The 19,037-nt window shown below is 68.2% G+C and carries 18 protein-coding genes and 1 pseudogene; 12 read left to right on the top strand and 7 right to left on the bottom strand.

From position 1 onward, the window contains the following. Nucleotides 1–9: 9 nt before the first annotated feature. Both ACNJ7E_RS25680 and ACNJ7E_RS25675 read right to left on the bottom strand, forming a co-directional pair. A pseudogene (locus tag ACNJ7E_RS25680) lies at nt 10–261 on the bottom strand (bile acid:sodium symporter); the annotation flags it as partial. Next, a complete protein-coding gene (locus ACNJ7E_RS25675; RefSeq protein WP_280783039.1) occupies nt 258–1,541 on the bottom strand; it encodes an MFS transporter in 1,284 nt (427 codons plus the stop codon). The gene ACNJ7E_RS25675 and the pseudogene ACNJ7E_RS25680, both read right to left, overlap by 4 nt. Nucleotides 1,542–1,609: 68 nt before the next feature. On the opposite strand from ACNJ7E_RS25675, the gene ACNJ7E_RS25670 reads away from it, so the two are divergent. Further along, nucleotides 1,610–2,287: a FadR/GntR family transcriptional regulator gene (locus ACNJ7E_RS25670; protein WP_418341254.1), complete on the top strand. Its 678-nt coding sequence runs from the start codon at nt 1,610–1,612 to the stop codon at nt 2,285–2,287. Nucleotides 2,288–2,319: 32 nt separating this feature from the next. On the opposite strand, the gene ACNJ7E_RS25665 is transcribed toward ACNJ7E_RS25670, so the two are convergent. Together ACNJ7E_RS25665 and ACNJ7E_RS25660 are read right to left on the bottom strand one after the other, a co-directional pair. Beyond that, complete coding sequence (locus ACNJ7E_RS25665) at nt 2,320–3,291, bottom strand: DUF1648 domain-containing protein (protein ID WP_418341253.1); 972 nt, start codon at nt 3,289–3,291, stop codon at nt 2,320–2,322. A 22-nt stretch (nt 3,292–3,313) separates the two neighbouring features. Continuing rightward, nucleotides 3,314–3,715, bottom strand: a complete 402-nt coding sequence (locus ACNJ7E_RS25660) for an SdpI family protein (RefSeq protein WP_280783036.1) — start codon at nt 3,713–3,715, stop codon at nt 3,314–3,316. Nucleotides 3,716–3,830: 115 nt separating this feature from the next. Here ACNJ7E_RS25660 and leuS point away from each other — a divergent pair, with 115 nt between their 5' ends. From leuS to ACNJ7E_RS25640, 4 genes are all read left to right on the top strand, one after another. Continuing rightward, nucleotides 3,831–6,668 carry a leucine--tRNA ligase gene (leuS, locus tag ACNJ7E_RS25655; protein WP_418341252.1) on the top strand — a complete coding sequence of 946 codons (2,838 nt, stop codon included), beginning with the start codon at nt 3,831–3,833 and terminating at the stop codon, nt 6,666–6,668. Nucleotides 6,669–6,733: 65 nt separating this feature from the next. Next, on the top strand, nt 6,734–7,183 hold the full coding sequence (locus ACNJ7E_RS25650) for a DUF5990 family protein (protein ID WP_418341251.1): 450 nt from the start codon (nt 6,734–6,736) through the stop codon (nt 7,181–7,183). 124 nt (nt 7,184–7,307) lie between these two features. Next, nucleotides 7,308–7,817, top strand: coding sequence for a DUF5994 family protein (locus ACNJ7E_RS25645; RefSeq protein WP_280783033.1), 510 nt, complete (start codon nt 7,308–7,310; stop codon nt 7,815–7,817). Further along, nucleotides 7,814–8,269 (top strand): DUF5994 family protein, encoded by a 456-nt coding sequence (locus tag ACNJ7E_RS25640; RefSeq protein ID WP_280783032.1) that lies wholly within the window; start codon nt 7,814–7,816, stop codon nt 8,267–8,269. Before ACNJ7E_RS25645 ends, ACNJ7E_RS25640 begins: the two co-directional genes overlap by 4 nt. A 3-nt stretch (nt 8,270–8,272) precedes the next feature. Here the strand turns inward: ACNJ7E_RS25640 and ACNJ7E_RS25635 are convergent, their stop codons facing one another. Next, the gene (locus ACNJ7E_RS25635) at nt 8,273–9,208 is read right to left on the bottom strand and encodes a DMT family transporter (protein WP_280783031.1); all 936 of its coding nucleotides are present in this window, start codon (nt 9,206–9,208) and stop codon (nt 8,273–8,275) included. 36 nt (nt 9,209–9,244) lie between these two features. Beyond that, nucleotides 9,245–9,874 carry a TetR/AcrR family transcriptional regulator gene (locus tag ACNJ7E_RS25630; RefSeq protein ID WP_005249163.1) on the bottom strand — a complete coding sequence of 210 codons (630 nt, stop codon included), beginning with the start codon at nt 9,872–9,874 and terminating at the stop codon, nt 9,245–9,247. A gap of 252 nt (nt 9,875–10,126) precedes the next feature. On the opposite strand from ACNJ7E_RS25630, the gene ACNJ7E_RS25625 reads away from it, so the two are divergent. The 7 genes from ACNJ7E_RS25625 to ACNJ7E_RS25595 all read left to right on the top strand — a co-directional run bounded on the left by ACNJ7E_RS25625 (nt 10,127) and on the right by ACNJ7E_RS25595 (nt 18,165). Next, on the top strand, nt 10,127–10,960 hold the full coding sequence (locus tag ACNJ7E_RS25625; protein ID WP_418341250.1) for an SDR family oxidoreductase: 834 nt from the start codon (nt 10,127–10,129) through the stop codon (nt 10,958–10,960). Beyond that, nucleotides 10,957–13,029: an acetate--CoA ligase family protein gene (locus ACNJ7E_RS25620; RefSeq protein WP_418341249.1), complete on the top strand. Its 2,073-nt coding sequence runs from the start codon at nt 10,957–10,959 to the stop codon at nt 13,027–13,029. The genes ACNJ7E_RS25625 and ACNJ7E_RS25620 overlap by 4 nt, the downstream gene beginning before the upstream one ends. Before the next feature lie 20 nt (nt 13,030–13,049). After that, nucleotides 13,050–14,249, top strand: coding sequence for an acyl-CoA dehydrogenase family protein (locus ACNJ7E_RS25615; protein ID WP_418341248.1), 1,200 nt, complete (start codon nt 13,050–13,052; stop codon nt 14,247–14,249). A 4-nt stretch (nt 14,250–14,253) separates the two neighbouring features. Further along, nucleotides 14,254–14,982, top strand: a complete 729-nt coding sequence (locus ACNJ7E_RS25610; protein ID WP_418341247.1) for an enoyl-CoA hydratase/isomerase family protein — start codon at nt 14,254–14,256, stop codon at nt 14,980–14,982. A gap of 74 nt (nt 14,983–15,056) precedes the next feature. Further along, nucleotides 15,057–16,466 (top strand): MFS transporter, encoded by a 1,410-nt coding sequence (locus tag ACNJ7E_RS25605; RefSeq protein ID WP_280783027.1) that lies wholly within the window; start codon nt 15,057–15,059, stop codon nt 16,464–16,466. A gap of 158 nt (nt 16,467–16,624) precedes the next feature. Beyond that, nucleotides 16,625–16,999 (top strand): nuclear transport factor 2 family protein, encoded by a 375-nt coding sequence (locus ACNJ7E_RS25600; RefSeq protein WP_005262400.1) that lies wholly within the window; start codon nt 16,625–16,627, stop codon nt 16,997–16,999. Between the two features lie 68 nt (nt 17,000–17,067). After that, the gene (locus ACNJ7E_RS25595; RefSeq protein WP_317570543.1) at nt 17,068–18,165 is read left to right on the top strand and encodes a DUF6777 domain-containing protein; all 1,098 of its coding nucleotides are present in this window, start codon (nt 17,068–17,070) and stop codon (nt 18,163–18,165) included. A gap of 22 nt (nt 18,166–18,187) precedes the next feature. On the opposite strand, the gene ACNJ7E_RS25590 is transcribed toward ACNJ7E_RS25595, so the two are convergent. Continuing rightward, nucleotides 18,188–18,997 carry a CPBP family intramembrane glutamic endopeptidase gene (locus ACNJ7E_RS25590; protein ID WP_283334662.1) on the bottom strand — a complete coding sequence of 270 codons (810 nt, stop codon included), beginning with the start codon at nt 18,995–18,997 and terminating at the stop codon, nt 18,188–18,190. Nucleotides 18,998–19,037: the final 40 nt, after the last annotated feature.

Genomic DNA, 19,037 nt, shown 5'->3' with positions numbered 1-19,037 from the left:
ATACTTCTGGATCAGCGGGAAGAGCACGAACGTCGCGGCGAACACGACGGAATGCAGCCGCCAGTGCTTCAGTCCCTTCAGCGCCTCCTGCGGCGACAGCCGCGCGCCGTACAGCAGGAACAGGACGCCGATCGCGATCCGGGTGGCCCACTCGAGCACGGTCTGACCGGTCCCCGACACGGGGAAAACACTCCCCAGGATCGCCACGGCGACGATGCCGAGGACGAACCCGTCGAGGTGGAACCGGCTGAGAAATTTCACTGCGTCAAGGGTAGAACGGCGTGGTCACGACCCTTCGTGCGGACGCTCAGCACCGCGAGGACGCCGCACAGGACGGCGCCGATGATCGCGAGTTCGATGATGGCGACGTGCATGCCCTGGACGGTGATGGCGATGCCCGCGCAGATGGACGGCACGGCGAGACCGACGTAGCCGACGGTGAAGAACGCGGCGAGCGTCCCGCCCTGGGCGTCGGGGGCGTGCTCCGCGGCGGCGGCACCCACCGCGCGCATCGCTCCGGCGAACGAGAGTCCGTGCCCCACACCGACGATGACGGTCACGACGCACAGCAGGGCGAGGGATGGCACGAAGTCGACGACGAGCAACCCGATCATGCCTGCACCGACGGCACCGATGCCCAGGGTTCGGCAGAGCACGGTTCCGAGCCGGTTGGCCACGAGTTGCGCTGTCACCGAGCAGATCATGACCAGTGCGGCGGCACCGCCGGCGACCACGAGGTTGTCCACGCCGAGCAGGCCGATGATCCACGTCGGGACCACCGACTGGAACAGGCCCACGGCGCCCCACGCCAGTGCGACACCGAGGGAGGACAGCCAGAACACCTGGCGGATGGGTGCGGGGACGTGCGGGACCTGGAACAACTGGGTGGGGTGGGACTGCCCGCCGGTGGGTGCGGGGAGCAGCAGGACCATGATCAGCGCGGGCAGCAGTGCCAGCGCGAACAGCACGTACGGCAGGACCAGGGCGTGCGGGAGATACTGCGCGACGGCCCCGCCGAACAGCGGGCCCAGCGACGCACCGAGCGCGGTGGTGAGGGTGGCGGCGAGACCCGCGCGGCGGAGGTTCCGGGCCGGTTCGTGCTCGATGAGGGCGGCGGACCCGGCAGCCGAACACGCACCGACGGCGATGCCCTGGGCGATTCGGCCGAAGAACAGCCAGATGGTCGAGTCGGCGAACGCGAGGACCACGGCGCCCAGCAGGCTGAAGGAGATGGCGGCCAGCAACACGAAACGGCGTCCGAGTGCGTCGGACAGCGGGCCGAAGAACAGCAGCGAGGGAAGCAGTCCGGCGACGTAGACGGCGAAGATCAGCGTCTGGACCAGCGGGGTGAATCCGAACTCGTGGCGGTAGAGCGAGTACAGCGCCGTGGGGATGTTGGCGCCGAGGAGCAGCACGACGAGGAGGTAGTTCAGGCCGTGGAAGTGGCGGCTGGTGGTGCGGGCGGTGGAGGTCGGGACGGTGTCGGCATGAGCGGTTGACGTGGACGTGTGGGGTCGCCTCCTCGGGCTGTCCGAATACATGGGACGTCCTACGTAGTTTAGGCGGGCCGGTCGTGAGTCGCGAGCCGGCGAGGTGTGAGGATGAGTACATGACAGTGGTTCGGCGCGAATCCGCGTATCAGCAGTCCCTGGACTGGATGCGTGGCCGGATCGCCCAGGGCGACTGGACGGTGGGCGAGCGCATCCCGACGGAACCCGAGCTGATGACGCTGCTCGGGGTCGGGCGCAACACCGTGCGCGAGGCCATCAAGACCCTGACGTCGACGGGCATCCTCGAGATCCGGCGCGGGTCCGGGACGTTCGTGCGGGCCCGCACCGACATCGGCGGGCTGCTCGGGCGGCAGGTCGCGGTCGCCGAGATGCTGAACGTCTTCGAGGTCCGGCGGGCCCTCGAGACGGAGGCCGTCCGCCTGGCATGCCGTCGCCGCACCGACGACGACCTGCGGTCCCTGTCCGCGCTACTGGACGAGCGGCAGCGAACGACGGATCAGCCGTCCCGATTCGCGGACGCCGACCTCGCGTTCCACCTCGGGGTCGTGGAGGCCGCGCACAATCCGGTGCTGTTCGACCTGTTCGCCGGGATCCTCGAACCCACCCGCGCCACCTACGACTTCACCGAAGGCGTCCACCCCCCGTCGCTGACCACCGACGACCACCGTGCCGTCATCGACGCGATCGTCGCCCGCGACGAGGACGCCGCGGTCCGGGCCGCCCTCGGCTACCTCGACCGCGTGCTCGACGCGGTGCACCAGGCGTCCCGCCCGTGAGTGGTTAGCGAGTCCCTGCACTCCCGGGCCACTCACGGGTGGCGGAGCCGCCTGTCGGCGAACGTGTTGAGCGCACCGGCCAGCTCTTCGGCCCGTGCGCTGGTGACGGTCAGCCGGTCGCCGCACGCGGCCGTGACGATCACGGCGGGACCGGTCCTCGTCACGACGCCGTAGTTCCGTCGGCCCTTCACCTTGAGTCCCCAGCCGCCGAAGTCGTCGAACGGCTTGATCACGTCGACGCGGGCGCCCTCGATCTCGTCGATGCCGTACTGCAGGGCGGTCATGCCCATGTTCACCACCCGGATGCCGGACGGATCGACGATCACCCGGAAGCGGAGCAGGCTCACGATCAGCAGCCCGACGGGAAAGAACACCGCGAGCGGCCACCACCCGTCGACGAGCAGGCAGACGGCGACAGCGGGCGCGACACCGAGCAGCAGGAGCAGCACCAGCGAGCCGACGGTGCCGAAACCGACCGTGTCCGCGACCGTCGCCGGGTCTTCGGCGCGCGGCAACCGGGGGTCGGGAGGACTGGTGGCGGACACCCGGGGCCGGTAGTCCCGCAGCAGGGCGGCGCCGAGCAGGCCGACGACCGCGCCGATCACGACGCCGACGCCGAGCGACCACAACGGGAGTTCGGTATTCGAGACGTCGGTGACGTCGAGTTGGACGTAGAGCAGCACCACCTGCACGGTCAGGATCAGACCGACCACGGACAGTCCGACGACGAGCATCGTGCGGCGCATCATCAGCATCGCCTGGGCCAGTGCGGCGATCGCGGCACATCCGCCACCAAACAGGACTGTCACCAGGGCAAAGGTCCAGGAACTGGACATCGGGGTGGAGAAGCCATCGGGCGAGGTGGTGGTCCAGTGGGTGGCGATCTCCACCGGAAGCCGCGGTTCCCAGACCTTCGTCAGGATCACCCCGAACAGGGCGGCGACGACCGGCAGCAGGAGACCGAACACTGCACCTGCGGGGTCGACGACGCGCGAGGACTTCAATGGACGGGCCGTCGGCAGCCGGTCAGGACGGCTGGCAGGCGCCCTTCAGCGAGCACGCACCGCAGGAACTGCCGCACCCGCCGGTGTCGGCGGCGGGCACCGCCGCGGCGGCACGGGCACCGAGTGATCCGCCCGTCGCCGCGGTGAGAGCGGCGGCCACGACGCTGACGAGGACGGCACCGATTCCGAAGACTCCGCCGATCAGGATTGCGGCGATTCCGCCGATGACGAGGAGCCCGGCCGCGGCGAGCAGGGTGGGCCCTGCGACCTTGTTGGCCAGCGCAAACGTCTGATCGTCGCGCATCGTCTCGGGGGTGCGGACGCCCGCCCACCGGTTGCGCGGGAGGCGCTCGGCGAGGCCTGCAACGGCGACACCGGAGACAGCGACGGCGAGCACGAACAGCACGGCGGAGGCAATCAACACGAGACCAGGATACGGCGGACCCGGACGCGCAGGTGAGCCCGGGTGGGGTGAGGCTCTACCCTGGTTGACGGTATCCCCCTAATTCAGAATGTCAGCCAAGTAGATAGCGACCACAGTGACCGAGCACGTGCAGCCCGCCAACCCGTCCGACGCGACCCCGCAGCACCGCTACACCGCGGAGCTCGCCGGCCAGATCGAGCAGCGCTGGCAGGACCGGTGGAGCGAGGAGGGCACGTTCAACGCGCCCAACCCGGTCGGTCCCCTCGCCGGCGACGTTCCCGCGGACAAGTTGTTCGTGCAGGACATGTTCCCGTACCCGTCGGGGACGGGTCTGCACGTGGGTCACCCGCTCGGCTACATCGCCACCGACGTGTTCGCCCGCTATCACCGCATGCAGGGCCACAACGTGCTGCACACCCTCGGCTACGACGCGTTCGGTCTGCCTGCCGAGCAGTACGCGGTGCAGACGGGTACGCACCCGCGGACCACCACCGAGGCCAACATCGTCAACATGAAGCGGCAGCTGCGCCGCCTCGGGCTCGGCCACGACGAACGCCGCACATTCGCGACCACCGACACCGACTTCTACCACTGGACGCAGTGGATCTTCCTGCAGATCCACGACGCGTGGTTCGACAAGGAGGCGGGCAAGGCCCGGCGGATCTCGGAGCTCGAGGCCGAGTTCGTGTCGGGCGTGCGGTCGCTGGAGGACGGACGGGACTGGGCGTCGCTGTCCGTGTCCGAGAAGGAGGCCGTCCTCGACTCCTACCGCCTCGTCTACCACTCCGATTCGATGGTCAACTGGTGCCCCGGTCTGGGCACGGTGCTGGCGAACGAAGAGGTCACCGCGGACGGTCGCAGCGACCGCGGCAACTTCCCCGTGTTCCGTAAGCACCTGCAGCAGTGGATGATGCGCATCACCGCGTACTCGGACCGTCTGGTGGACGACCTGGAGTACCTGGACTGGCCCGAGAAGGTCAAGACCATGCAGCGCAACTGGATCGGGCGCTCGCACGGTGCGCAGGTGAAGTTCCAGGCGGACGGTCATGAGATCGAGGTGTTTACGACGCGTCCGGACACGCTGTTCGGCGCGACGTACGTGACGCTGGCGCCGGAACACGAACTGGTGGACGACATCGTCGCGGCCCAGTGGCCCGAGGGTGTCGATTCGCGCTGGACCGGTGGTGCCGCAACACCCGCCGAAGCGGTTGCGGCGTACCGGAAGTCGATCGCGGCCAAGTCGGATCTCGAGCGTCAGGAATACAAGGAGAAGACGGGCGTCTTCCTCGGCACCTACGCGGTGAACCCGGTGAACGGGCTCGAGCTGCCGGTGTTCATCGCCGACTACGTCCTCACCGGCTACGGCACGGGCGCCATCATGGCTGTCCCGGGTCACGACCACCGCGACTACGAGTTCGCGACCGAGTTCGGTCTCGACATCGTCGAGGTCATCTCCGGCGGCGACCTCACCAAGGACGCGTACACCGGCGACGGCACAATCGTGAACTCCGATTTCCTGGACGGGATGAGCGTCGCCGACGCCAAGAAGGCGATCACCGACCGTCTGGAAGCGGACGGCACCGGCAAGGGCACCATCCAGTACAAACTGCGCGACTGGCTGTTCGCCCGCCAGCGGTACTGGGGCGAGCCGTTCCCGATCGTGTACGACGCCGAGGGCAACGCGCACGCCCTGCCGGAATCGTCTCTGCCGGTGGAGCTCCCGGAGGTCGAGGACTACGCACCCGTGTCGTTCGATCCGGACGACGCGTCCTCGGAGCCCTCTCCCCCGCTGGCCAAGGCCGTCGACTGGGTCAACGTCGAACTCGACCTCGGTGACGGACTGCAGACGTACCGCCGCGACACCAACGTGATGCCGCAGTGGGCCGGCAGCTCCTGGTACCAGCTGCGGTACATCGACCCCACCAACCCGGACGTGTTCTGCGACAAGGAGAACGAGCGGTACTGGACGGGTCCGCGCCCGGAGATCCACGGACCCAACGATCCCGGCGGCGTCGACCTGTACGTCGGCGGTGTCGAGCATGCGGTGCTGCACCTGCTGTACTCGCGGTTCTGGCACAAGGTGCTGTTCGACCTCGGCTACGTCAGCTCGAGCGAGCCGTACCGCCGCCTGTACAACCAGGGCTACATCCAGGCGTACGCGTACACCGATGCGCGCGGCGTGTACGTACCCGCGGACGAGGTGGAGGAGAAGGACGGCAAGTTCTTCCACCAGGGCATCGAGGTCAACCGCGAGTACGGGAAGATGGGCAAGAGCCTCAAGAACTCCGTGTCGCCGGACGAGATCTGCGAGGAGTACGGCGCCGACACGCTCCGCGTGTACGAGATGTCGATGGGTCCGCTGGACACGTCCCGCCCGTGGGCGACCAAGGACGTCGTCGGTGCGCAGCGCTTCCTGCAGCGTGCGTGGCGTGTGGTCGTCGACGAGGAGTCCGGTGCAGTGCGCGTCACCGACGACGCCCCGACGGAGGACACGCTGCGCGCGCTGAACAAGGCGATCGCCGGTGTGAGCGAGGACTACACGGCGCTGCGCGACAACACGGCCGCGGCCAAGCTGATCGAGTACACCAACCACCTCACCAAGGCGTACCCCGGCGGTGCCCCCCGCTCGGTGGTGGAGCCGCTGGTGCTGATGCTGGCACCGCTGGCCCCGCACCTCGCGGAGGAGTTGTGGTCGCGGCTCGGGCACGAGAAGTCCCTGGCCCACGGACCGTTCCCGGTGGCCGAGGAGAAGTGGCTGGTGGAAGACACCGTCGAGTACCCGATCCAGGTCAACGGCAAGGTCCGCAGCCGCGTGACCGTCGCCGCCGACGCCCCGCGCGAGGAGATCGAGAAGATCGCGCTGGCGGACGACAAGATCGTGGCGCTCCTCGACGGCCAGGAGCCCCGCAAGGTGATCGTCGTTCCCGGCAAGATGGTCAACATAGTGCGCTGACGCGCCCGTGAGTACTTGTTAACCACCGGCGGTTAACAAGTACTCACGGGTGGTTTGATACATGGGTGCAACTCGTGATCGAGGCAACCGACCTTCCCGGATCGTCGTGCCCGCCGGGAGCCAATTTCCCCGGCTACGACAACATCCACGTGGCGGTGCAACGCCGTGGTGCACACGGCGACCTACTCGGTCTGCATCCGGGAGACGCGACCACGGCGCGCTGGGTTCTCGACTGCACGGCGACTCCGACGCCGACGGGTCTCGACATCACCGGACCGTACGTGCAGGGCCGGCCGGGCGCGCGGTTCGTCTACCTGTCGTGGGGGACGCTCGATGCCGACGGCCGATTCGACATGTTCCGCCGGGCGAAGTTGATGTGGGACGCGGTGGATCCGGCGACTGCGGACGCGGCGTCGGCTGCCGGCCGCATCACGGCGCGTCTCGGGCTCACCGACGCCCGGGGAAATCCGCTGTGCGCGGCGGTGCGTCCGCCGTTGGTCGAGTGGTCGGCGTAGCCGATCGCCGTACCCCCTGCGCGTAGGGTGAGGGTATCGGCGGCACTTCGTACGCGAACGCCCGAGATCGCGTCGCCGCCGACAGAGATATCGGCCGCTTTGCGGCCGAGGCGGGAGCGTCGTCATGACGCTACAACAGGATCGCAACTTTCCCGGTCGTCTTCACGGCGCCCATACTCGTGGCGGCCCGGCGCAGTCGCCGCGGCTTCGGTTGAAGCCGGAGGCGCCCGGTGCCGGCACGGTGGACGGCGCCTGGTGGCCCCGGTCCCGTGACCTGACCGTGGAGATTGCGGATCTGGTTGCGCTGGTGGCGGTTCGGATGGGTGTGGTCGATCGAGTCGTGTACGACCTCAAGGCCTGGCTTCCTGCGCCGCGCCGGGTCATGGTCGCGGGACGATCGGTGCATCTCGACGGTTACGAGTACCAGCCGCTCAACACCCTGTACGTGAGCGGTCTGAAGCGGACGAGGTTGACGCTCCTGGTGGTGCCTCCCGAGGCCGATGCCCGCTATGCCGACTCGACGATGCATACGGCCGCCAACCCCAACAGTGCCCTGACCGCCGACGAGTTGCTGATGTCGGGCATCAGGGATGGCTTCGACCGCACTGCGAGCGCGAAGGGACGTGAACGATGACGCACGACGACAACATCACGCATTCCGGTCGTGGGCTGGGACTTTCTCGGCCGGCCGACGGTGGGCAGCCCTTCGACGCACCCACCCGGACCCCGAGGCTGCTCCTGCGCGCTCGCGGCGAGGTGTCGGAGGGCGTCGACGGGGCGTGGTGGCCCCGAACCACCAATCTGACCACCGAACTGCACGACCTGATCAGCGCGTTGACGGATCGAGTGGGAACGACCGAACGCGTCGCCTTCGATTGGAACTCGCTGAGCATCTCGCAACGCGGCATCGACCGGCGGGACGGCATCGAGGTGTCCGGCCCGGATCCGGATCAGCCGACCGACATCATGTACGTCTTCGGTACCGACGGACGTCGCCTCGACATCCTGATCGTCGGGCCCAATACCGACGCCGACAACGCTTTCGAGGCGATGCAGAGGGCCGTGGGTCTCGCTCCGGACCAGTAGTCGCTATCGGCTCTCGGCGTCGTGGAGGGCCGGTGACCGATCGACGTGACGGGGACGCTTCTCCCGCATCCACGGCAGTGCTGCGGACGCGATCAGGACGACGGCCATCCCCGCCCACTGCACCGGCGACAGTTGCTCGCCCAGCAGAATCTGTGCGGCCAGCACCCCGACCACCGGTTCGAGCAGTCCGAGGAGGCTGACCGAGGCCGAGCCGAGCGCGCGCACCGCGATGAAGGAGCAGCCGATCCCGATGGGCATCAGCAGGAGCCCCTGGAACAGAATGGACCCCCACCCGCTGGGCGCGAACGTCCACGACTGTCCGTCGACGACGGCGATCGTGCCGGTGGCGATTCCGGCGCCGAGTGACGCCAGTCCGCCGGCGGCAACGGGGCTGACCTGGTGCACCCATCGTTCCCCGACCACCAGATACACGGCGTACCCGGCGGCGCTGAGGAGGGCGAGTATCGCCCCGTTCAGGGCGACGGCGGAGCCGCCCGCGCCTGCGACGAGCGCGATGCCGCCGGACATCGCGAGGGCCAGCACCAACTGACCGCGGTGGATCCTGTTCCGGGTGAGCACCCAGACCAGTGCCATCACGAACAGCGGGTAGATGTGGACGATCACGACCGCGATCTGGGCACCGGTAACCCGCACTGCCGCAAAGAAACACAGAAGCTGGATACCGAACAGCGGGCCGCAGACGACGCACAGCCCGACAGCGGACTTCCAGGTCACGCCCGTCAGTCTTCCGGTGGACCAGGCCAGGAGTAGCAGGAGTGCGGCACCGACGAGGCTGCGGAGGCAGACGAGGACGGCCGGCGACACTCCACCGGCGTAGCCGATCGCGGCGAACGTCGGGGTGAGTCCGTAGGCGACCGCGGAGGCCGCACCACATCCCCAGGCGACGGCACTGCGGCCGCGGGTGGTGCTATCGCCCATGGACTCGAACGCGTCGAGCGGTCCGCGGTGGTCGGGTCACCATGTCCGCGGCGCGACGAGTTCGTCGTGAACGAACTGCACGAGAACCTCTTTCATGGCGGCGACGGTCATGTTCGGTGCGCCGGTGAGCACCTGGATGGCGGTTCCGTCGGTGAGCGCGGTCAGCCGCTGCGCGATGGTCTCCGGGTCGACGTCGGTGCGGAAGATCTCCTGGCGTTGTCCGCGCCGGACGATCTTGACGACGGTTTCGTGCCAGCGCGCGTAGTAGGTGTTGTGGAACGGGCGGAGTTCGGGTCGCAGCGTGGCCTCGGCCCAGAACTGCAGCCAGATGGACCACTCGTCGCGCAGCGGCCCGACGCGGGGCAACTGCATGTCGATCAGGCGGAGCAGCCGCTCGTGGGCGTTGTCGATCGCTTTGAGTTCGCGGCTCTGCCGGTCGAATGCGTTGTCGATGGCGTGGCGGAGGGCCGCCGTCAGGACGTCGCTCTTGCCGGGGAAGTAGTAGTGCACCGCTCCGGTGCTGGTGCCGACGACCTGTGCGATGTCGGAGATACGGACCGAGTGGTATCCGCGCTCGGCGATCAGCTGAGCCGCGGCGTCGAGTATCGCCGTTCGGCGCGCGTCCTCGGTGAGTTGAGCGGTCACTGTCCCTCCTTCGATAGTCATCTGACTGATCCATCAAATCATACGCCTCAAACTGACGCATCAGTCAGACGAAGCATCCTCTGAGCGAAAGGCGCCGAATCCGGACATCGTCCTCCATAATAGCAGGTCAAGCCACTTCACGAGCAGCGGAAGCATTCGGTCCGTGAATCAGTTTCCACAAAAACCTTGACATGTGTGGGCTGCATCACGGTATAACTGATGCATCAGTCAGACCCCCGGGTCGGAACGGCAGCGACGAGAGGCGAACGCTCGATGGAATGTGAGAACCCAGGTGGAGGCGCCGGGCAGGTGCTGCGCCCCGACGTCCATCGCGGGCGGGTGGCACTGATCACCGGTGGAGGCACCGGGATCGGACGCGCGATCGCACTGGACATGGCGAGGTGTGGAGCCGACGTCGTCATCAGCGGCCGCCGGTCCGAGCCCCTCGAAAAGACCGCCGCCGAGATCGAGGCGCTGGGCGCCCGGGTGCTCGCAGTGCCCGCCGACATTCGCGAGGAAGAGCAGGTGACCGACCTGGTCGACCGGGCGCTCGACACGTTCGGCCGGATCGACATCCTCGTCAACAACGCCGGCGGCCAGTTCGCGGCGCCGGCCGAGGACATCACCAGCAAGGGATGGCGCGCCGTGCACCGCCTCGCCGTCGACGCCACCTGGGCGGTCACCCGGGAGGTCGCCGTTCGCGCGATGATTCCGCAGCGGACGGGATGCATCTTCTTCATGGCGTTCTCCCCGCGTCGCGGAATCGCATCGATGGTCCATGCCACCTCCGCCCGCGCCGCCCTCGAGAACCTCGCGTCCGGACTGTCGCTGGAGTGGAGCCGGTACGGAATCCGGTCGATCTGCATCGCCCCCGGCACCATCGCGACGGAGGGCATGGAGGGCAACTACACCGAAGAGGCCCGCGCGCAGTGGACGTCCGCGGTTCCGCTCGGTCGCCTGGGTACGGCCGAGGACGTCTCCGGAGTGGTCACATTCCTCGCCTCCCCCGCTGGCAGTTACGTCACCGGCACCACGCTGGTGATCGACGGCGGCGCCGACGCCTGGGGTACGGGCCATCCCGCTCCGAAGGTCGAGGAGACGCGATGAGCGCGATCACCGACCGCGACCTCACGGCACTGTTCGACCCCCGGTCGGTCGCCGTCCTCGGTGCCAGCAACGACGAGACGAAGTACGGCAACTGGATCAGCGTTCAGGCCCTCCGCATGAAGGGCAGCCGGTCGGTCCACCTCGTCAACCGGCGCGGTGAGCGCATCCTGGGACACCCCTCGCTCCGCAGCCTGTCGGAACTCGACGAACGAGTCGATCTCGTCGTCATCACCGTTCCGGCACAGGGTTTCGAGGAGTCCGTGGACGACGCCCTCGCGGCGGGCGCCACCGCGATCGTCGGTGTCACCGCCGGTTTCGCCGAACTCGGTGCTGCCGGAAAGGCTGTGCAGGATCGGGTCGTGGAGCGGGTGCGAGCGGCCGGAGCCGTCCTGCTCGGGCCGAACTGCCTGGGTGTGCTGGACTCGAGCACCGCGCTGACGCTGGCCTCGAACCCGCTTCCGGCCGGACGGGTCGCGCTGCTCTCCCAGAGCGGCAACATGGCACTCGAACTCAGCCAATTCCTCGAGGCCCGCGGGCACGGGTTCTCCCGGTTCGCCTCGCTCGGGAACCAGGCAGACCTCGGCGCCGCCGACCTCATCCGCTCCTGCGTGGAGCACGATGACACCGATCTCATCGCCGTGTACTGCGAGGACTTCGGTGACGGGCGGGCATTCGTCGACGCCGCCGCCCAGGCATCCCGGGCCGGGAAGCCGGTCTTATTGCTGACGGTGGGTGGCAGCGAGGCCTCCATCCGCGGGGCGCAGTCGCACACGGGATCGCTGACGTCCGACAGCGCGGTGATCGACGCGGCCTGCCGGGCCGCCGGGGTGTACCGGGTGTCGAGTCCACGGCAGCTCGCGGACGTGGCGGCCACACTCCTCGGGTACGGACCCGCAGAGGTGCGCCGGGTCGGCGTCATCGCGGACGGCGGCGGGCACGCAGGTGTCGCGTCCGACGTCGTGGAGGCTGCCGGCCTCGCGGTGCCCGAGTTCGCGGCCGACGTCAGCAGCGCACTGCGCGCCCTGTTGCCGCCGTCCGCCGGGGTGACGAACCCCGTCGACCTCGCCGGCGCCGGGGAACAGGACATCACCTCGTTCGTCTCGGTCCTCGACACCATCCTGCAGAGTCCGGCCGTCGACTCCGTCCTGCTCACCGGATACTTCGGCGGCTACGGAAGTTACGGCGAGAACCTCGCGCGAGCGGAGGTCGACACCGCCCGTGCGATGGCCGAGACGGCGCGCACCCACGGCAAGCCGGTCGTCGTACACACGATGCATCCCGACAGCGCCGCGGCCCGGGTCCTGGCCGACAGCGGAGTCCCGGTCTTCCGGGCGGTGGAGGATGCCGCGGGTGCGCTCGGGGTCATCGCGGAAACCGCTGCGCCGCAGCATCCTGCGGGCGGGGAGAGTGAGCCGGCCGAGCCGGTCACCAGCGACGCCTACTGGGACGCCCGCGAACTCTTCCGCGGTGCGGGCGTCGAGTTCCCGGAAGCGCAACTGGTGCGGACGTGCGCCGAGGCGGTGTCAGCGGCAGACACCGTGGGATACCCCGTGGTTCTGAAGGCGATGGGGTTGCTGCACAAGTCCGACTCCGGCGGGGTCGCACTGGGTTTGGAAACCGCGCAGCAACTCACCGACGCGTTCACGCGGATGGACGACTCGCTCGCCGCGCCCGCCTACTGCGTGGAGGGAATGGCGGACCTCAGTGAGGGAGTCGAACTCATCGTGGGCGTCCAGACCGACCCGCGGTTCGGTCCCGTGGCGATGGTGGGTCTCGGCGGTATCTTCACCGAGGTCCTCGCCGACGTCGCCTTCGCGCTGGCGCCCGTCGATGCGGAGACCGCCCGTGGTCTGCTCGACAATCTGCGGGCGTCCGCTCTCCTCCGAGGGGTTCGCGGCAGGCTCCCGATCAACCTCGACGCGGCCGCGGACGCCATCGCCGCCGTCACGGCTGTGGCCACCGCACACCCCGAGATCGCGGAACTCGAGATCAACCCACTGTTCGTCACTCCGAAGCACGCCCTCGGGCTCGACGCACGCATCGTCCTCAGCTCATCGAACATCAACTGACACAAGGAAGTTCTTTCATCATGGAATTCGCATACAGCCCCCGCCTCGCCGACCTCAAGGAGCGCGCACGCGCCCTGACCGACACGATCATGCAGTTCGAGGACGAGTGCGAAAGAAACAACGGAATTTCCGACGAATCCCACGCCACCATCAAGGCGGCCGTCCTCACATCGGGACTGCAGGCGATCAACACCCCCGTCGAATACGGCGGTGCCGGACTGACGGTGCTCGAGCAGGCCGTCGTGCAGGACGAACTCGGCAAGCTCACCAACGCGCTGTGGGACACGGTGTGGCGGCCCGCGAACCCGCTGACCCACGCGACCCCCGAACAGCGGGAGCGCTACCTGATTCCCGGTGCCCGGGGCGACCGTCGCGACGCCGTCGCGATCTCCGAGGCCAACGCGGGCTCGGACTTCTCCGCGGCGAGCACCACCGCGACCCCCGACGGCAACGGCGGGTACATCATCAACGGCGAGAAGTGGTTCGTCACGGTCGGTGACGTCGCCGATTACCTCATCGTGCTGGCCAACGTCGAACCCGAGCACGCCGCAACGATCTTCCTGATCGACGTCGACACCCCGGGTGTGAAGATCAAGCACATCCCCCGCTACACGCACACCTTCGTCTACGAGCACCCCGAGTTCACGTTCGAGAACGTGCGCGTCGGAGCCGACGCCGTGCTCGGCGGCATCGGGCAGGGCCACGACCTCACCCGCGACTGGTTCACGGAGGAGCGGCTGATGATCGGCGCACGCACGATCGGTGCCGCCGAGCGGGCGCTGACCCTGGCCGTCGACTGGGCGCGGGAGCGGGTGCAGGGCGGCGAGCCGCTGATCAATCGTCAGCTGATCCAGGGCATGATCGCCGACTCCGTCGTGGACATCACCACCAACCGGGCACTCACCCACCAGGTGGCGTGGGAATTCGACCAGGCCGATCCTGATGATGCCGACCTGCGAAAGACGCTGCATGCCAAGGCCGCGACCGTGAAGCTGGCCGCCTCCGAGGCGTCGAACCGGGTGGTCGACCGGGCCGTCCAGATCTTCGGTGGGCGCGGCTACATCCGCGACTACCCCGTCGAGCGGCTGTGGCGCGAACTGCGCGTCGACCGCATCTGGGAGGGCACGTCGGAGATCCAGCGCCTGGTCATCGCGAACGAGGCCAACAAGCGGGGTCTCGACAACCTGCTGTCCTTCCGCTACGAGGCCGGGGAGAAGTAGCACGATGTCGACCGAGAACGCCGGGACCGTCGATGTGCGCCGCGACGGCGACGTCGCCGTCGTCACCCTGAGGCGCGAACAGAAGCGGAACGCGCTGTCCACGCACATGGAAGCCGAACTGCTCGGCGCACTGGGGTCACCCGAGGTGAAGTCCAGTCGTGCGGTGGTCCTCACCGGGGGCGACTCGGTGTTCTCGGCCGGCGCGGACGTCACCGAACTGCGGGAGATGACGCCGGAGGCGATCGCCGAGTACTACCGGACCTCCGGGTCGGTGTACGAGGCGCTCGCGGCTCTCCCGCAACCCACCGTGTCCGCGATCACCGGCTACTGCCTCGGCGGCGGGCTCGAACTGGCTCTCGCCACCGACATCCGCGTCGCCGATCCGTCCGCGGTCTTCGGGTTCCCGGAGATCGGAATCGGGATCCTCCCCAGTTCCGGTGGGGTCACCCGCATCACCCGCATCGTCGGGGCGGGCCGTGCCCGCGACCTCGTCCTGCGCGGACGGCGCTTCGATCACACCGACGCCGAACGCTGGGGCGTCGTCAGTGAGATCGCCCCTTCCGCGGAGCACGTGAAGCAGGCGCTGAGCATCGCGCACGAACTCGCGGCGTATTCGCCGCTGGCGCTGAGCATCACCAAGCAGGTGCTGAACGTCAGCGCCGACTCCCCGCACCATGCTTCGCTGCTGCTCGAGCAGCTCGCCTACTCGGCGCTGAACAAGACAACCCCTTAGCGGTACCGGCCGAGTGCGGCCGACTCGACCGCCACCCCCAGGGTGACGGCACCAATCTACGTAGTGGAGACGACATGAGTTCCTTCGACGTGATGGACAGACCCGCCAAACGCGGGTTCCACACCAAGCTCCTGATCGCGTGCTGTGGCGGACCATTCCTGGACGGGTACGTCATGAGCATCATCGGCGTGGCCCTGCTCGGGGTGACCGAGCAACTTCACCCGACGACAGCCGAGGCAGGGTTGATCGGCGCGGCCTCGCTGATCGGTATTTTCTTCGGCGCCACAGTGTTCGGCTTCCTCACCGACCGGATCGGCCGGGAGAAGATGTACGCCCTCGACCTGGTGGTGCTGGTCGTCGCGTGTGCACTGTCGGTGTTCGTTCAATTGCCGTGGCAGCTCATCGTTCTGCGCTTCGTCATCGGTGCGGCCATCGGTGCCGACTACCCCATCGCCACCTCGCTGCTCACCGAGTTCACCCCCACCAAGAAGCGCGGCGCCATGGTCGGGATGTCGGCTGTCGCGTGGTCGGCGGGCGCGGTTTCCGCGTACGTGGTCGGTGCGCTCGTCGTCGGCATCTCCGGTGGCAACGACCATTGGCGCCTGCTCCTCGCGTCCAGTGCGGTGCTGGGTCTGATCGTGATCCTGGTGCGCCGCGGAATCCCGGAGTCGCCGCGCTGGCTCCTGAAGAACGGCCGGGTGGCCGACGCCGAGGCCGTGGTCGAGAAGATCTACGGGGAGAAACTCGACCTGAGCAAGGTCACCGTCGAGGACACGGCGGACAAGCCGAAGGCCGACATCCGGATCTACTTCCGCGGCCAGTACCTGGCCCGGCTGATCATGTGCAGCGCTTTGTATCTGGCGGTCGTCACCCCGCTCTACGCGTTGCTGACCTTCCTGCCCACGATCCTGTCGGGCTTCTCGATCTCCGGTGACGGTTCCGCGGGGCTCATCGTCGAAACCGTCATCATCGGGCTCATCGTCGCCGGATCCATCCCCGCACTGTTCCTGGTCGAGAAGTGGGGCCGGCGTCCGATCGCCGTGGTCCCGTTGGCCCTGATGGTGATTCCGCTGGCAGGGCTGTGGTTGTGGGCGGACGGTCCCCTCTGGTTCATCGTCGCCGCCTTCTGCGCGTACGCGTTCATCTCCGGCGGTCCGAGCATCCTGGTGTGGATCTACCCCAACGAACTCTTCCCCACCGAGTTCCGGGCGACTGCGGTGGGAATCGCCACCGCGGTGAGCCGGTTCGGCGCCGCGACGGGCACGTACCTGCTGCCGCTGAGCATCTCGGCGCTGGGAACCGGCACCACGATGCTCTTCGGTGCGGTGCTGACGGCGGTCGCGTTCGTGATCTGCTTCTTCATGTCGCCGGAGACGAAGGGGAAGTCGCTGGAAGAGGTGTCCTCCGTGTCCGCTGCCCCGGTAATGGGGACGAGCGCTCCCCGGCTGGAGAAGTTGGAGGAGGCGTCCGCGCCGCGAACCTGAGGATCGTTCCCTCCCGCCCCTGCCGGCTTCCGACGTCGGCAGGGGCGGGCCCCTGTGCGAACATGTCCCGCTGCCTGGGAGAAGGGGCTCCCCACCGGGCCGGTGCTGCGTTACTCTCACCACTAGAACACGTTCTATTCGACTGAGGAGTTCGCATCATGGCACCGTCCGCAGAAGACATCCGCAAGACCGTCGAGAGGTACATCGAGGCGGTGGCCACCGGGACCGCCGACGACGTCGTCGCACTGTACGCCGAGGGCGCCACCGTGGAGGATCCGGTGGGAACCGAGCCGCGAACCACGGTGGAATCGCTGCGGGAGTTCTACGGGGTGATCGAACCGCTGAAGCAGACCGGCGAGCTCCTGACGCTGAAGATCGCCGGCAACTCGGCCGCGTTTCACTTCTCCCTCGTCACCGACCTGGGTGAGCAGAAGCTCGAGATCGCGCCGATCGACGTCATGACGTTCGACGACGACGGCAAGATCACGTCCATGCGCGCATTTTGGTCGCAGGAAGACATGATCACGAGCTGACCGACGGCCGGGCCCGGCAACCGCACCGCAATTCGGCCCGGCTGATCAGCGACTGTGCTTACCATGGCGTGGTGGCCACCGACGTCGCCGGGCAGGCCGCACGGCGTGCCCGACGCAGAGCAGTCGTTCGAGCCGGTACGCGCCCCGGGCGCGCACCGCGTAGCTGGCTGTCGGTCGCCGGGGCGCTGACCGCCACGGTGCTCGTGGCGTGCTCCTCGGGTTCCGGGGGCCACCCCGATCCGGTCGGCCTGGACCGGGCCACCGACAGCGGGCAGCTTCCGTGGACGGAAGTGCTGCTTCCACCGCAGACGCCGACGACGGTCCCGTTCGGTCCGCCCGGTACCGACCTGCCGAGCGAACCCCGCGCCGCCGGGATCCGGGTGATCGGCGACCGTGCCGGTCTCTACGGCGGAAGCCCCGACCGGGTGCTCTGCGATCGGCAACGCCTCGTCGACGACCTCGAGCAGGATCCCGCGATGCTGCAGGCCTGGTCGAGCGTGTTCCAGGTCGACGACGTGCGGAATTACGTCCGGACCCTGACACCTGTGCTGCTCCGTGCGGACACCCGCGTCACCAATCACGGCTTCGACGACGGGCATGCGAGCGCATTCCAGTCCGTCCTCGAGGCGGGGACCATCGTGTTGATCGACGACCACGGCGTTCCCCGCGTCCGATGTGTGCGCGGAAGCCCATTGCTGTCTCCGGTGGTGAACGAGAACGCGGACGTGCAGGGCGATCCGTGGCCGGGTTTCCAACAGGACAGGTTGTACGTCGTGCAGCCCTCCAACCTGGCGATGACCGAAGTGACCGTGGTGGATCTGATGACCGGTGGACTGACGCCGATGCCGATCGGTTCCGGCCCGCAGCAGCCGGCGGAGCGCCCGAATCCGGTGGCACCCGTGGAAGCCCAGGCGCCGGTAGTGGATTCGCCGCCCGCGGTGGTGCAGCAAGCCGCTCCCCGTCCCGCGCCGGCTCCCGCCCCGGAACCTGCGCCTCCGCCCGCTGCGGCTCCGCCCCCGCCCCCACCGCCGCCACCTCCCCCGCCGCCCGCACCCGAACCGCCGGTGAACTACCCGCCTCCCCCCGCGCCGGCGCCCGCACCGCCACAGCAGATTCAGGTGCAGATACCGGGTCTGCCACCCATCGTCATCCCCATTCCCAACTGAGGGTCGGCCGCGGAGTACTCGGCTACAGGGTGACGAGGGCGGCGTTGATCACGATCGCCTGGGTGAAGAGCGTCCAGTCGTTGATGATGTGCGCGCCCGTCGAGACCCACAGGTTCTTGGTCCGGATGTAGGCGAGGGTGAGCACCAGCCGGGCCCCGCCGATCACGATGAAGGCCTGCGCGAAGTTCCAGTCGTAGGTTTGCAGGTGGGCGGCGCCGAACCACACCGCACTGAGGAGCCAGGCCAGGATGATCGCGGTCTTGCGGGACAGTTTCGCCTTGGCGAACAGGAAATACATCAGCGCGAGAAACGGGACGATGGTGAAGACTTCTTCGCCGACCAATTGGATCCCGGTTCCCACGTAGAACGCGGCCGTGTCGAGCGCACCGCCCTCGCCCGCACCGTCGATGGCCTCGTTGGACGCCACCCCGAACAGGGCGCGCACGATCAACGCCAGCACCGACGTGACAACGAGGTTGAGCACGGCGAAGCCGATCATCGTGAGGACGTCACGGCCGTGCACCTTCCGGAACAACGCTGTCCAGTGCTCGCGCGTCACCATCGCCAGCACGACGAGCGGGATACCGACGAACAGGATGCGCGGAATCAGCGCAACGACGTTGTCGGTCTGCGGGATGAGGACCAAGGCTGCGAAGCCGACTGCGACCGAGGCCCACGCCAGGACCCACTGCCGCACCGACAGCGTGGTCGGCGTCCCGTTGTAGAAGGGGAAGTCGACGTCGTCACGGCGCTCGATCAGGGGACCGAAGCGGTCGTGGGACGACGCCGGTTCGTGGACGGGAACGGCTCTCGGGCCGGAACCACTACTCATCGATCAGCCCCTCTGCAGGTGGGTGGACTCGGGCGGCAAT

This window comes from Rhodococcus mengyinensis (assembly GCF_048381435.1).
Lineage (GTDB): Bacteria > Actinomycetota > Actinomycetes > Mycobacteriales > Mycobacteriaceae > Rhodococcus_F > Rhodococcus_F opacus_D.
Note: the sequence above shows the minus strand (reverse complement) of the source record. Positions and strands in the feature narration are given on the sequence as shown.